Origin of the sequence: Nonomuraea rubra, from assembly GCF_014207985.1 — a bacterium.
Taxonomy (GTDB): domain Bacteria; phylum Actinomycetota; class Actinomycetes; order Streptosporangiales; family Streptosporangiaceae; genus Nonomuraea; species Nonomuraea rubra.
The window spans coordinates 7,678,718-7,691,787 of sequence record NZ_JACHMI010000001.1; the positions used below are offsets into that span (position 1 = coordinate 7,678,718).

Sequence of the window (13,070 nt, forward strand, 5' to 3'; positions counted from 1 at the left end):
CACCTGCGGGACGGCACCTGTGGGACGGCACCTGTGGGACGGCGGCGAGGTTGGACGGCGGCGAGGTTGGACGGCGGCCAGGCGAGGCGTTTGTCGGTCGCGGATGGTTTGATCTCCCCTGTGGAGGCCTCCGTCGAGCAGCTCGTCTACGTCCGCGAGGACGAGTACACCGTCGCGCGCATGAGCGCCGACGGCGAGCCCGACTTCGTGGCCACCGGGCGCGCGCTGGCCGGGATCCAGCCGGGCGAGACGCTGCGGCTGTTCGGCGACTGGAGCCGGCATCCGCGCTACGGCCGCCGCTTCGCGGTCACCGGGTGCGAGCGGGTGACGCCGTCGTCCGTCCGGGCCATCCGCATCTACCTGGGGTCGGGGCTGATCAGGGGCATCGGGCCGCGGCTGGCGTACGCGATCGTCGACCACTTCGGCGAGGCCACGCTCAAGGTCATCGACAGCGAGCCGGAGCGGCTCACCGAGGTCGTCAACATCGGGCCGCAGCGGCAGGGCCAGATCGTGCAGGCGTGGCAGGAGCAGAAGGCCATCGCCGCGCTCATGGTGACGTTGCAGGGGCTCGGGGTCAGCCCGCTGCTGGCCGCCAAGATCTACCAGGTGTTCGGCAAGGACGCCGACGAGGTGCTGGCCACCGACCCGTACCGGCTGATCGGGCGGGTCAGGGGCATCGCGTTCCGCATCGCCGACCGGATCGCCCTGCAGTCGGGGGTGCCCGAGCGCAGCCCGGAGCGGATCAAGGCGGCGCTGCTCGACCGGCTGGAGGCGGCGGGCAGCCGCGACGGCCACTGCTTCGTGCCGGTGTCCACGCTGGTCAGGGAGGCGGCCGAGCTGATCGAGCAGGATCAGGAGAGCGTGCGGCCGATGGTCGACGCGCTGGCGGCCGACCGGCGGCTCGTCGTGGAGGCGGCGCCGGACCAGCCGGGGCAGGTGGTCGCGTACGCCAAGCACGTGCACAGCCGCGAGGTGGCGCTCACCGCCCAGCTCGCGGCGCTGCTGGGGGCCCGCTCGACGCTGCCGCTGCGCGCCTACCGCGAGGACCCCGGCCTGCACGAGGACCAGCGCGCCGCCCTCACCATGGCGCTGACCAGCACCGTCTCGATCATCACGGGCGGTCCGGGGTGCGGCAAGAGCCACACGGTCAAGGCCATCGCCACCACCGTGCGGGCCGCGGGCGGCTCGGTGACGCTCACCGCCCCGACCGGCAAGGCCGCCAAGCGGCTGTCGGAGCTGACGGGGCTGCCCGCGATGACCGTGCACCGCATGCTCGCCCAGCAGCCCGATCCCGACCCCGAGACGCTGTTCGACGAGCGGCCGTCGCAGGCCGACCTGATCGTGGTGGACGAGGCGTCCATGCTCGACCTGCACCTGGCCACCCGGCTCACCTCGGCGGTCCGGCCCGGCAGCCACCTGCTGCTCATCGGCGACGGCGACCAGCTGCCCAGCATCGGCCCCGGTGACGTCCTGGCCGACCTGCTGCGGGTGACAGCGATCCCGCGGGTCCAGCTCACCCACGTCTTCCGCCAGGCGGACGGCAGCGGCATCATCGGCGCCGCCCACCGCATCCGCGCGGGCCGGCTGCCGGCCGTGCCCGGCGGGGGCGGGTTCTGGTTCGAGGAGCTCGACGATCCCGAGCAGGTGGCGCGGCGCGTGGCGCACCTGGCGATGGTGGCGATCCCCCGCAAGCAGGACGTCGAGCCCGACCAGGTGCAGGTGCTGTGCCCGATGCGCAAGGGCGAGACGGGCGCCACGGCACTCGGCCGGCTGATCCAGGACCAGCTCAACCCGGCCGCCGACGACAAGCCCGAGCACTGGTCGGGCGCCACGGTGTTCCGGGTGGGCGACCGGGTGATGCCGATCCGCAACAACTACGACAAGGGCGTCTTCAACGGGGAGACGGGCACGGTGACGGCGGTGGTGCGGGAGGAGCGGATGATCGAGATCCGCACCGACGACGGGGAGAGCGTGCGGTACGGCTTCGACGAGCTCGACGACCTGACGCACGCGTACGCGATCAGCGTGCACCGGTCGCAGGGCAGCGAGTACCCGTTCGTGGTGGCGCCGATCGTGGCCGAGTCCGGGGGGATCATGCTGCGCCGCAAGCTGCTGTACACGCTGGTGACGCGGGCCAAGGCGTGGGTGGTGCTGGTGGGGCAGCGGGAGGCGCTGGAGCTGGCGGTGCACCGGCTGGGGCATCGCAGGAACACGGGCCTGGCGCGCAGGCTCGCGCTGAGCCTCGAATGAGGCCGGGCCGCCGGGGCACCGACACGGGCGGAGGGCGCCCGGGCGCTAACGCGGGTGAAAGCGCCGGGCGTTGACGGCTAGCGCGGGCGGAGGGCGGCGGCCAGGAGCTCGGCCAGGTGGCGGCCCTGGCGGCCGGTGCGGGCGGCGGCGATCTGGGTGCGGCAGGAGAACCCGTCGGCGAGGATGGCCTCCGTGTCGCTCGCCGACCGCACCGCGGGCCACAGCCCCTCCTCGGCGCAGGCCACCGACACGTCGTAGTGATCCCGTTCGAACCCGAAGTTCCCGGCCTGCCCGCAACACCCGGAGTCGAGCACCTTCGTCCGGAACCCGAACCGCGCCAGCACGGCCCGGTCCGCGTCGTACCCCATGATGGCGCTCTGGTGGCAGTGCACCTGGGCCACCACCGATCCGCCCGGCGAGGACGGCCGCCAGTCGGGCGCCCGCTGCTCCAGCAGCTCCGACAGCGTCAGCGTGCGCTCGGACACGAGCCGCGTCTGCGCCGTGTTGAGCAGCTCGGGCCCGTCGGAGCGGAACACGGCGGTGCAGCTCGGCTCCAGGCCCACCACCGGTACCCCCGCCTCGGCCCACGGCAGCAGCGCCCGCACGCTGCGCGCCAGCACCCGGCGGGCGATCCCGAGCTGCCCCGTGCTGATCCAGGTCAGCCCGCAGCACAGCGTCACCGGCGGCACGTGCACCTCGAACCCGGCGGCCTCCAGCACCTCCACGGCCGCCCGCGCCACGCGCGGCTCGAAGTTGTTGGAGAACGTGTCCGCCCACAGCACCACGCGCCCCCGCGTGCCGGGCCCGACCACGCCGCGCCCCTTGAACCAGTCGGTGAAGCGCTCCCCCGCGAACCGCGGCAGCGCCCGCCGTCCCGAGACCCCCGCGGCGGCCTTGACCAGCCGTGACAGCCCTGGCGTCTGGGTGAGGGCGTTCACCGCGTGCGGGGCCGCGGAGGCGAGCGCCGCCCACAGCGGCAGCCACCCCATGGAGTAGTGCGCGGCCGGCCGCAGCCGGTGCCGGTAGTGGTGGGCGAGGAACTCGGCCTTGTACGTGGCCATGTCCACGTTCACCGGGCATTCGGCCCGGCAGCCCTTGCAGGCCAGGCAGAGGTCGAGCGCGTCGCGCACGGCCTCGGACCGCCAGCCGTCGGTGATCAGGTCGCCGCGCACCATCTCCTCCAGCAGCCTGGCCCGCCCGCGCGTGGAGTGCTCCTCCTCGCGGGTGACCCGGTAGCTGGGGCACATGACGCCGCCCTCGAAGGTGTGCTTGCGGCAGTTGCCCGTCCCGACGCAGCGGGTGGCGGCGTGCCCGAACCGCCCGTGGTCGGCCGGGTAGCCGAAGAACGTGTGCCTGGGCTCCAGCGGGTAGAAGTGCCGCTGGGCCAGGTCGTCGTCGAGGCGGTGCGGGTGGACGACCTTGCCGGGGTTCATCCGGTCGCGGGGGTCGAAGACGGCCTTCATGCGGCCGAACGCCTCCACGACCTGCTCGCCGAACATGCGCGGCAGCAGCTCGGCCAGCGCCTGCCCGTCGCCGTGCTCGCCCGACAGCGACCCGCCGTAGGAGGCGACGAGGTCGGCGCCCTCCTCGGCGAACCTGCGGTATCGGGCGATGCCGTCGTCGGTGTGCAGGTCGAGCGGGAGCCTGCCGTGCACGCAGCCCTGCCCGAAGTGGCCGTACAGGGCCGAGTGGGCGTAGCCGTGGCGGTGCCGCAGCCGGTCGTAGTCACGCAGGTAGGCGCCCAGCCGCTCGGGCGGGACGGCCGCGTCGGACCAGCCCTCGTACGTCTGCCGCCCGGTCGGCGGGTACGCCTCCACGCCCAGCCCCGACTCGCGCAGCCGCCACAGCTCGTCCTCCCTGGCCGGGTCGCCCAGGAACGCGTGCGACGGCGCGGGCCTGCCGTCGCTGCGGCACAGGTCGCGCATCATGTCCTCGGCCCGCTGGCGCGCCTCGTCGGCCGTGTCGCCACCGAACTGCACGAGCAGCCATCCGGCCCCGGGCGGCAGGTCGCGCAGCGCGGGGTCGTGCGGGCGCTCGGCCCGGGCCAGCCGGTACATCGTCTCGTCCATGGCCTCCAGCGCCAGCGGCCGATGCGCGGCGACGGAGGGGACGGCGTCGGCGGCGGCGAAGATGTCCTGGAAACCCAGGACGGCCAGCGACCGGGCGGCCGGGCGCGGCACCACGGCCAGCTCGGCGCGCAGCACGGTGACGAGCGTGCCCTCGCTGCCGACGAGGGCGCGGGCCAGGTTGAAGCCGTTCTCGGGCAGGAGCTGGTCCAGGTTGTAGCCGGACACCCGCCGTTCGAGCCGGGGGAAGCGGGTGCGGACCAGCTCCATGGTGTCGTCGCGCAGGTCGCGCAGCCGCCGGTAGATCTCGGCCAGGCGGCCGCCCTCGGCCTGGATGCGGGCGTACTCGTCGGCGCCGGTCGGCCCGACCCACGCGCGTACGCCGTCGTAGGTGAGGATCTCCAGGCGCAGCACGGAGTCGGCCATCTTCCCGTACGCCTGGGCGGAGGCCCCGCACGAGTCGTTGCCGATCATGCCGCCGATGGTGCAGGCGCGGTGGCTGGACGGTTTGGGCCCGACCATCAGCCCGTCGCGTTCCAGGACGTGGTTGACGTGGTCCAGCACGGCTCCGGCCTGCACGGTGATCCGCCGCCCCGGCACGTCCACGGACTCGACCTGACCGCAGTGCTTGGACCAGTCGATCACCACGGCCACGTTGCAGCACTGCCCGGCCAGGCTGGTGCCGCCGCCGCGGGACAGCACGGGTACGTCCCTGGCCCGGCACACGGACACCGCCGCCACCCCGGCGTCGAGGTGGCGCGGCACCACCACGCCGATGGGGACCTGCCGGTAGTTGGAGGCGTCCGTGGAGTAGGCGGCGCGGCTGCCCGTGTCGAAGCGCACCTCCCCGTCCACGGCCTCCTCCAGCCGCCGGCGCAGCGTCTCGACGTCGATCTCGCGCGGCGGGGGCGCGTGGGTGACGGGCGTTGTGACCTGGGTGTCCATGCCCGGCCCTTACCCTGGCCGTCCCAGCCGAGCCCCAACGCAACGCCAAGGCGCGCCCTGAATGTCCGCTATGGCGGGATAACGATTGGCGGCGGGGCGCCGCACGCGGCACCATGACCAGTGATGGACGAACGTCGCATGATACGCGTTTCCAAGTATCTCGCCAGGCATCTGCGGCACGATCCGCAGCGCATCGGCCTCGCGCTCGACCCGGCCGGCTGGGTGGAGGTGGAGGAGCTGCTGCGGGCCGCCGCCGCGCACGGGTTCCCGATCACGCCCGAGGAGCTGCGGGTGGTCGTCGCCGGCAACGACAAGCGCCGGTACACGATCGAGTCGGGGCGGATCAGGGCCAGCCAGGGGCACTCGGTGCCGGTGGACCTCGGGCTGACGGCGATCGAGCCGCCCGAGGTGCTCTACCACGGCACGGTGGGGCGGTTCCTGGCGGCGATCAGGCAGGAGGGCCTGCGGCCGATGGGCCGGCACCACGTGCACCTGTCGCCCGACCGGGAGACGGCCACGCGGGTCGGGGCGCGGCGGGGCGTGCCCGTGGTGCTGGTGGTGGCGTCGGGGGTGATGCACGCCGACGGGCACGCGTTCCTGCGCAGCGCGAACGGGGTGTGGCTGGTGGACCACGTGCCGCCGGGTTACCTGCGCTTCCCGTCCTGAAGGACGCTCCTGGCGGCCATCAGGGCGAAGCCGAGCAGGTTGAGGCCCTGCCACCGCTCGGCGGAGGCGGCGCGCTCGTCGCCGGCCGCCAGGCCGATGCCCCACACCCGGTCGCGGGGGCTGGCCTCCACGAGGACGCGCCGGCCGGTGCCGAGCAGGTAACCGGCCAGGTCTGCGTGCTCGCCGAACTTGGCCACGTTGCCGCGTACGACGAGGTCGAAGCGGCACTCCTCCCACCTCGCCTGGTCGAAGCCCCGCACGGCGCGGCCGAGCTCCTTGGCCTGCCGGGGATGCCGGGAGCCGAGGATCCTGGCCGCGATCTCCTCGTCGCCGAACAGCCACGCCTTGTGCGCCATCATGTAGTGCTCGGCCGAGGCGAACGTGTGCCCGCCCTCGCTGAACCTGACCGGCCACCACTGGCTCAGGCAGCCCTGGCCGACGCCGCCGTCACGGGCAGGCTGGTGCCCCCAGAAGTACAGATATTTCAGGCGCTGGCCGCGCCGCTCGGCGGCGACCAGCTCCTCGACGGTCATCGGAAGGTCATCGGGCATGACCGTCAGTATGCCCGGCCGCCCGCGTGAGGCGACCGGCCCCCGGCGAGCTGCGCGGCGCGACCGACTCCAGCCACCCGGAACGTCCGAAAGCGTCTACTGGTTCACGCAGACGGCAGGGTCGTCGGCGCACACGTACTTCGAGCGGATCAACGACTTCAGCATGTGGGGGCCGGTGGAGCGCGGCAGCGTGCCGACGGCGGTGGCGGTGTTCGCGACGGACTTCTCCGTGCGGCCGCCGGCCGAGCGGGTGCACAACGTCGTGCGCCGGTCGGAGTTGGGTCACGGCGGCCACTTCGCGGCGCTGGAGACTCCCGAGGTGCTGGTCACGGAGCTGCGCGAGTTCTTCGGCTCGCTGCGGTGAAGAACGCCGGGCGAGGTCACGCCCCGCTCAAATGAGCACCACTTCGCATCGTTTTCCCATTGTTTCTGCGTCAAGAAGGCGTGGGTGCGCTGGCGCTCGCGGGGCCTGTTACGGTAGTGCGCCGGGAAGTCTGGTCGGCAAGGGACTGCCGGTCAGATGTTCGGGGGAGGCGTTCGCGAATGCGTGGCCGATGTCGTGACAGTCGTCACTGCCGCGACGGGGTGCGGTGATGGGCGTGCTGACGCCGTTCACCTCCCGGTTCAGGCATCCCGCCCAGGTCGTGGTGGCCGCGTTCGGCCTGACCGCCGCGGTCGGCACCACCCTGCTCGCGCTGCCGATCTCCACCGCCGAGGGCGTGTCCGCGGGCTGGGTGGCCGCGCTGTTCACCGCGACGTCCGCCGTCTGCGTGACGGGGATGGCGATCGTGGACACCGAGTCGCACTGGTCGGTGTTCGGCGAGCTGGTGATCGCCGGGCTGGTCCAGGTGGGCGGCCTGGGCATCATGACGATGGCGACCGTGTTCACGCTGCTGCTGTCCGGCCGGTTAGGGCTGCGGGCCAAGATCGCGGTGCAGGCCGAGACCAAGACGCTGAGCATGAGCGACGTGCGGCACGTCCTGCGCAAGGTGGTCGTGTTCAGCCTGGTGTGCGAGGCCATCGCCGCTGTCGTGCTCACCACCCGCTTCATGACCGGGTACGACGAGCCGTTCGGCAGCGCACTCTACCTCGGCGTCTTCCACGCGATCAGCGCCTTCAACGACGCCGGGTTCGCGCTGTGGCCCGACAGCCTCATCCGGTTCGTGTCCGACGGGTGGATCTGCCTGACCGTGGCCATCGCGAGCATCATCAGCGGGCTCGGCTTCCCGGTGGTGTTCGAGCTGGCCCGCTCCTGGCGGCGCCCGGCCAGGTGGACCATCCTGACGAAGATCACGGTGTGGGTGACCGCCGTCCTGCTGGTGCTCGGCACCCTGGCGTTCCTGGTGATCGAGTGGCGCAACCCCAGGACGCTCGGGCCGCTCGACGAGGGCGGCAAGGTGCTGGCGGCCTTCTTCGCCGCGGTCATGCCGCGCTCGGCCGGGTTCAACACCCTCGACATCTCCCAGATGCACCCGTCGAGCTGGCTGACCACCGACGTGCTGATGTTCATCGGCGGCGGCAGCGCGGGCACCGCCGGCGGCATCAAGGTGACCACGATCGGGCTGCTGGCCTTCGTCGTGTGGGCCGAGCTGCGCGGCGAGGGCCGGGTGAACATCGGCCACCGCAGCCTGCCCGACACCGCGCAGCGCCAGGCCGTGACGATCACGGCGCTGGGGGTCACGATCGTGGGCCTGGCCACGTACCTGCTGCTGGCCCTCACCCCGTACAGTCTCGACCAGGTCCTGTTCGAGGTGGTCGCGGCGTTCGGAACGGCGGGCCTGTCCACCGGCATCACCGCGAACGTCGGCACGGCCGGGCACCTGCTGCTGGTCGTGCTCATGTTCATCGGCCGGATCGGCCCACTCACCCTGGGCTCCGCCCTGGCACTCAACAGGCGCGCCCGGCACTACGAGCTACCCGAGGAGCGTGTCATCGTTGGTTGAGTACAAGGGCGACCCGGTCGTCGTCATCGGCCTGGGCCGGTTCGGCACCTCGCTGGCGCTGGAGCTCACCCGGCGCGGCACCGAGGTCCTGGCCATCGACCACCGTCCCAAGATCACCCAGAGCCTCGCGGGCCGCATCACGCAGATCGCCACCGCCGACGCCACCGACATGGAAGCGCTGCGCCAGCTCGGCGTGCCGGACTTCTACCAGGCGGTGGTGGCCGTCGGCAGCGACATCGAAGCCAGCATCCTGACCACGTCCCTGCTGGTCGAGCTGGAGATCAACGACATCTGGGCCAAGGCCGTCAGCACCCAGCACGGCCGCATCCTCAGCCGCATCGGCGCCCACCACGTCGTCTTCCCCGAGCACGACATGGGCGAACGCGTGGCCCACCTGGTCAGCGGCCGCATGCTCGACTACATGCAGGTGGACGAGGACTTCGCCATCGCCAAGACCAGCCCGCCGAAGGAGTACGTGGGCGTCCCCCTGGGCCGCTCCAACCTGCGCCGCAAGTACGGGGTCACGATCGTGGCGGTGAAGCCGCCGGACGAGGAGTTCACCTACGCCACGGCGGAGACGGAGCTGTCGTACGGCGACATCGTCCTGGTCTCGGGCACCACCGAACAGGTCGAACGCTTCGCCGAGCTGCCGTAGGCGGGCTCGGCTCACGAGACTCCGGACGTCCGCGCTCCCCGGCGCCCGCGGCGGCTACGCTGGGGGTCGGAGGCGAACGATGCGCGCACGTGAGCTAGCCGTCGACTTCCCGACGGTCACCCTGGACACCCCGGCGCTGGAGGCGGCCAAGCTGCTGGCCGACCGGGACCTGCCCGGGCTCATCCTGGTCGACGAGGCCGGGCGGCCGCACAGCATCCTGCCCGGCACGCAGGTGTTGCGGCTGGCGGTGCCGGCGTACTGCCAGGACGATCCGGCGCTGGCCCGGGTGGTGGACGAGGCCCACGCGGACCGGTTCCTGCACCGGCTCGGCGGCAAGACCGTGCGGGAGTGCCTGCCGGAGCAGCCGCGCGAGCTGCCGGTGACCGACGCCAAGGCGACGGTGCTGGAGCTGGCGGCGCTGATGGCGCGTACGCGGAGCCCGCTCGTCGCGGTGATGGACGAGGAGAGGCTGATCGGGGCCGTCACGCTGCAGTCACTGCTCGACCACGCCCTCCAGCTCTGATCGGCGCGTAACGCCACGAACGGGCGCAATGACGCGCGTCCGGGGAAGCCGAGACCGGGCGCCGAACGGCGCGAGGGTGGGCGTCCGGGGAGTTCGAGGGTGGGGGTCGTAGGCTGGTCTCATGGTCAAGGCCGCGGCACGACAGCCCGTACCCGCCAGGCGCGCGGACGCCGAGCGCAACATCGCCGCGATCCTCGAGGCCGGGACGCGGCTGCTCAGCGCCGACCCCACGGCCAGCGTGGCCGACATCGCCAAGGCCGCCGGGGTGGGGCGGGTCACCCTGTACGGGCACTTCCCGTCGCGTGAGGCGCTGGTGGACGCCGTGCTCGACCACGCGGTGGGCATGGCGGACGCGGTGCTGGAGGACGAGTCGATCGACACGGCGCCCGCGCCGGAGGCGATGGCGGGGCTGCTGCGCTCGTCGTGGGAGGTCCTCGACCGGCACCGCCGGCTGTTCCTGGCGGCCGACCGGGTGCTGGCCACCGAGCGCATCAGGGAGCACCACGAGGCCCCGCTGCGGCGGGTCGAACGGCTCATCGAGCGGGGGCGACGGGACGGCGACTTCCGCGACGACCTGCCGTTGCCGTGGCTGGTGACCGCGTTCTTCTCCCTCATCCACAGCGCCGCCCAGGAGCGCGAGGCGAACCGGCTCGCGCCGGAGGAGGTGGAGGAAGTGCTGATCAAGACGATGTTGTCGCTGCTCCTCTCGCCCGCCGCCGAATCCTAGGCGAAGCGATTAGGCTCCGCGGCAGAAGACGCGGAACGTCCGGCGGAGAGGAGAGCGATGATGTCTCGCCACAACGGTAGCTGGTGGCACAACTTCTGGGCTCACAGCGTCGGGGTCTTCTCCTCGTCCGTGCTGTCCCATTCCACGGGCACCCAGCACGAGCAGCGCTGATCAGCTACCGCTGAGCCCGCTCGACGGCCTCGATCCAGGTGTCGTCGAAGGCTTGCACGTCCAGGTCGGTGAGCACGTGCGTCCGGCGTCCGCCGGCGTCGTCCTCGAACCGCAGTTGCTCCGCTTCGAGGACGGTCCGCACCCGCTGCTCCTGGACGACGGCGCCGCTCCAGCCGAGCGCCACGGCGCAGGCGACGGGGTCCCAGTGGAAGTTGACCAGGTCGTCGGGTAGCCCGGCGTGAGCGCGGCCGAGTTCCGTCATGCCGGCGTCCACGGCGTAGGCCTCGCACTGGCGGGCGAGCAGCTCGCCCAGGGGTCCGGAGGCCGCCAGGCGGGGCAGGTGGGCGGCCCGCAGGTGCGACCTGGCGGCGACGGGCAGAGGGACCAGGGTGAGGCGGGCGTGCCCGGCCATCAGCTCGGCGGCGCGGGGGTCGCACTGCGTGTTCCAGTCCATGTCCGGGCCCCAGGCGGGCAGGCCGGGGCCGAGGGGTCGCAGCCATCCGCCCATGGCCACCACCGGCACCCCGTCGAGCCGGCCGGGCCGCGCCTGGTGCAGCCGCGCCAGGTTGGTGAAGGGGCCGATGGCCGCGATGGTGGCGCCCTGATCGATGCTGCGCTCCAGCAGGTCGATCGCCGCTTCCGGCGGTGCTGGGCGAGGGTCTACGGGCACTCCCCAGTACCGCGCGTGATCGGGTAGGCCGCCCATGGGGACGCCCGTGGTGGACGTTCCCGCCCCGGCCACGACCGGGATGTCCGGGCGCCCGGCCAGCCGGAGGCAGTGCTCGGCGTAACCGGCGCGGCGGCCGTCGGGGTCGCCGGTGGTGGTGACGCCGACGATCTCCACGCCCGGCCAGCCCAGGACCATCGCCAGGGCGCAGACGTCGTCGGGATCTCCGCCCAGGTCGGTGTCGAGGTGCAAGCGCATGCCAGGCATCCTGTCGCCTCGCGTGCCCGGCTGCCAGGGCTTTTCCGCTCCGCTCGCCGCCTTCTTGACACGGTACCCCCGTACCGTTTGCATGTGTTAACTTGAACACCACTGTTCGAGTTAGGGAGTTGCGAATGAATCGACACCACAGGCCGAAGGGCGGCGGATGGGTCGTGCTGGGGCTGCTGTGCCTGGCGCAGTTCATGCTGATCGTCGACATCACGGTGGTGCAGGTCGCGCTGCCGTCCATCGGCGCCGACCTGGCGCTCGGCCGGGAGGCGCTGACCTGGGTGGTGACCGCGTACACGCTCTGCTTCGGCGGGCTCATGGTGCTCGGCGGGCGGCTCGCCGACGTGTTCGGCGCGCGCGGGACGCTGCTGGCCGGGCTGGGGGTGTTCACGGCGGCCTCGCTGGTGTGCGGGCTGGCCGGGAGCGGGGCCGTGCTCGTCGCGGGGCGGGCGCTGCAGGGGGTCGGCGCGGCGCTGCTGTCGCCGGCGGCGCTGGCGGTGATCGTCGCCACCTTCCACGGCGAGCGGCGGGCACGCGCGCTCGGCGTGTGGGCCGCGATCGGTGGCACGGGGGCTGCGCTGGGGGTGCTGGTCGGCGGGCTGCTGACGGCGGGGCCCGGATGGGCGTGGGTGTTCTTCGTCAACGTGCCGATCGGGCTGGCGGTACTGGCCGCGGTACCCGCCGTGGTACCGGCAGCCGCGGGGCGGCGTGAGGTGGTGGACGTGCCCGGTGCGCTGGTCGTGACGCTGGCGACGGCGTTGCTGATCTACGGGGTGGTCACGGCGGGCGACGCCGGGTGGGCCGCCGCGGGCACGGTGCTGCCGCTGGCCGGGGCGGTGCTGCTGTACGTGCTGTTCGTCGTCGTCGAGCGGTCCGTACGGTCGCCGCTCATGCGGGCCGCGACGCTCGCCCGGCGGCCGGTGATCTCGGGGACGTTCGTGATGCTGGTGGCCACCGGGCTGATGCTGGGCCTGTTCTTCCTCAGCACGCTCTACCTGCAGCACGTGCTCGGATTCAGCCCGCTGGAGACCGGGCTGATCTTCCTGCCGGCGGCGGTCGCCATCACGGCCGGCGCGCAGCTCGGCGGCCACCTCATCGGGCGGGTCGGCGGCAGGCCGGTGGCGGTGGCGGCGTTCGTGCTGACCGCGGCGGGGGCGGCGCTGATGGCGCGGGTCTCCCCCGGCACCAGCGTCTACATCACGCTGCTGCCCGGGTTCGTGCTGGCCTCGCTGGGCATCGGGCCGGCGTTCGTGACGGCCACCACGACGACCATGGCGAACATCCCTCCCGGCGAGAACGGCGTGGCCTCCGGGGTCATCAACACCTTCCACGAGCTCGGCGGCTCGATCGGGGTGGCGGTCGTGTCCACGGTGGCCGCCGCCGGCCTCGCACCCGGAGCAGCCGGAGCGGCAGGGGCGGCGGGCGCCGGAGGGTTCGTGGCCGGGTTCACGCTGTGCGCCGTGGTGGCGGGGGTCGCCGGGGCCGTCGCGCTCGGGCTGGTGCCGGGCGGGAAACCCGCAGCCGCATTCGTCGGCCACGGGCACGCGCAGGGGCACGCGCAGGAGCAGGCGCAGGGGCAGGCGCAGGGGCAGGCGCAGCGGCACGGTCACGGGTACGGCGGCTGACGCGTCACACCAGC

The 13,070-nt window shown here is 72.9% G+C and carries 11 protein-coding genes; 8 read left to right on the forward strand and 3 right to left on the reverse strand.

The features are described from left to right. The first annotated feature begins 120 nt into the window (after positions 1-120). On the forward strand, positions 121-2,250 hold the full coding sequence (gene recD2 / locus HD593_RS34940; protein WP_312903930.1) for an SF1B family DNA helicase RecD2: 2,130 nt from the start codon (positions 121-123) through the stop codon (positions 2,248-2,250). Between the two features lie 77 nt (positions 2,251-2,327). On the opposite strand, the gene HD593_RS34945 is transcribed toward recD2, so the two are convergent. After that, a complete protein-coding gene (locus tag HD593_RS34945; protein WP_185106199.1) occupies positions 2,328-5,261 on the reverse strand; it encodes an FAD-binding and (Fe-S)-binding domain-containing protein in 2,934 nt (977 codons plus the stop codon). Positions 5,262-5,399: 138 nt separating this feature from the next. On the opposite strand from HD593_RS34945, the gene HD593_RS34950 reads away from it, so the two are divergent. Beyond that, entirely contained in the window at positions 5,400-5,927 is a 528-nt protein-coding gene (locus HD593_RS34950) for an RNA 2'-phosphotransferase (RefSeq protein ID WP_379478841.1), read from the forward strand. On the opposite strand, the gene HD593_RS34955 is transcribed toward HD593_RS34950, so the two are convergent. Continuing rightward, positions 5,906-6,478, reverse strand: a complete 573-nt coding sequence (locus HD593_RS34955; RefSeq protein WP_185106201.1) for an NADAR family protein — start codon at positions 6,476-6,478, stop codon at positions 5,906-5,908. The genes HD593_RS34950 and HD593_RS34955 overlap by 22 nt on opposite strands. On the opposite strand from HD593_RS34955, the gene HD593_RS34960 reads away from it, so the two are divergent. The 5 genes from HD593_RS34960 (at position 6,477) to HD593_RS34980 (ending at position 10,326) form a co-directional block, all read left to right on the forward strand. Continuing rightward, positions 6,477-6,842, forward strand: a complete 366-nt coding sequence (locus HD593_RS34960; RefSeq protein ID WP_185106202.1) for an alpha/beta fold hydrolase — start codon at positions 6,477-6,479, stop codon at positions 6,840-6,842. The two genes, HD593_RS34955 and HD593_RS34960, sit on opposite strands and share 2 nt — an antisense overlap. Positions 6,843-7,071: 229 nt before the next feature. Next, complete coding sequence (locus HD593_RS34965) at positions 7,072-8,421, forward strand: TrkH family potassium uptake protein (RefSeq protein ID WP_185106203.1); 1,350 nt, start codon at positions 7,072-7,074, stop codon at positions 8,419-8,421. Continuing rightward, on the forward strand, positions 8,405-9,076 hold the full coding sequence (locus tag HD593_RS34970; RefSeq protein ID WP_379478842.1) for a potassium channel family protein: 672 nt from the start codon (positions 8,405-8,407) through the stop codon (positions 9,074-9,076). Before HD593_RS34965 ends, HD593_RS34970 begins: the two co-directional genes overlap by 17 nt. 79 nt (positions 9,077-9,155) lie before the next feature. After that, the gene (locus HD593_RS34975; protein ID WP_185106204.1) at positions 9,156-9,599 is read left to right on the forward strand and encodes a CBS domain-containing protein; all 444 of its coding nucleotides are present in this window, start codon (positions 9,156-9,158) and stop codon (positions 9,597-9,599) included. A 121-nt stretch (positions 9,600-9,720) separates the two neighbouring features. Further along, positions 9,721-10,326: a TetR/AcrR family transcriptional regulator gene (locus HD593_RS34980; protein WP_185106205.1), complete on the forward strand. Its 606-nt coding sequence runs from the start codon at positions 9,721-9,723 to the stop codon at positions 10,324-10,326. A 175-nt stretch (positions 10,327-10,501) separates the two neighbouring features. Here the strand turns inward: HD593_RS34980 and HD593_RS34985 are convergent, their stop codons facing one another. After that, positions 10,502-11,422 (reverse strand): nucleoside hydrolase, encoded by a 921-nt coding sequence (locus HD593_RS34985; RefSeq protein WP_185106206.1) that lies wholly within the window; start codon positions 11,420-11,422, stop codon positions 10,502-10,504. 134 nt (positions 11,423-11,556) lie between these two features. Between HD593_RS34985 and HD593_RS34990 the strand changes: the two genes are divergently transcribed. Next, positions 11,557-13,056, forward strand: coding sequence for an MFS transporter (locus HD593_RS34990; protein WP_185106207.1), 1,500 nt, complete (start codon positions 11,557-11,559; stop codon positions 13,054-13,056). The last annotated feature ends 14 nt before the right edge of the window (positions 13,057-13,070 follow it).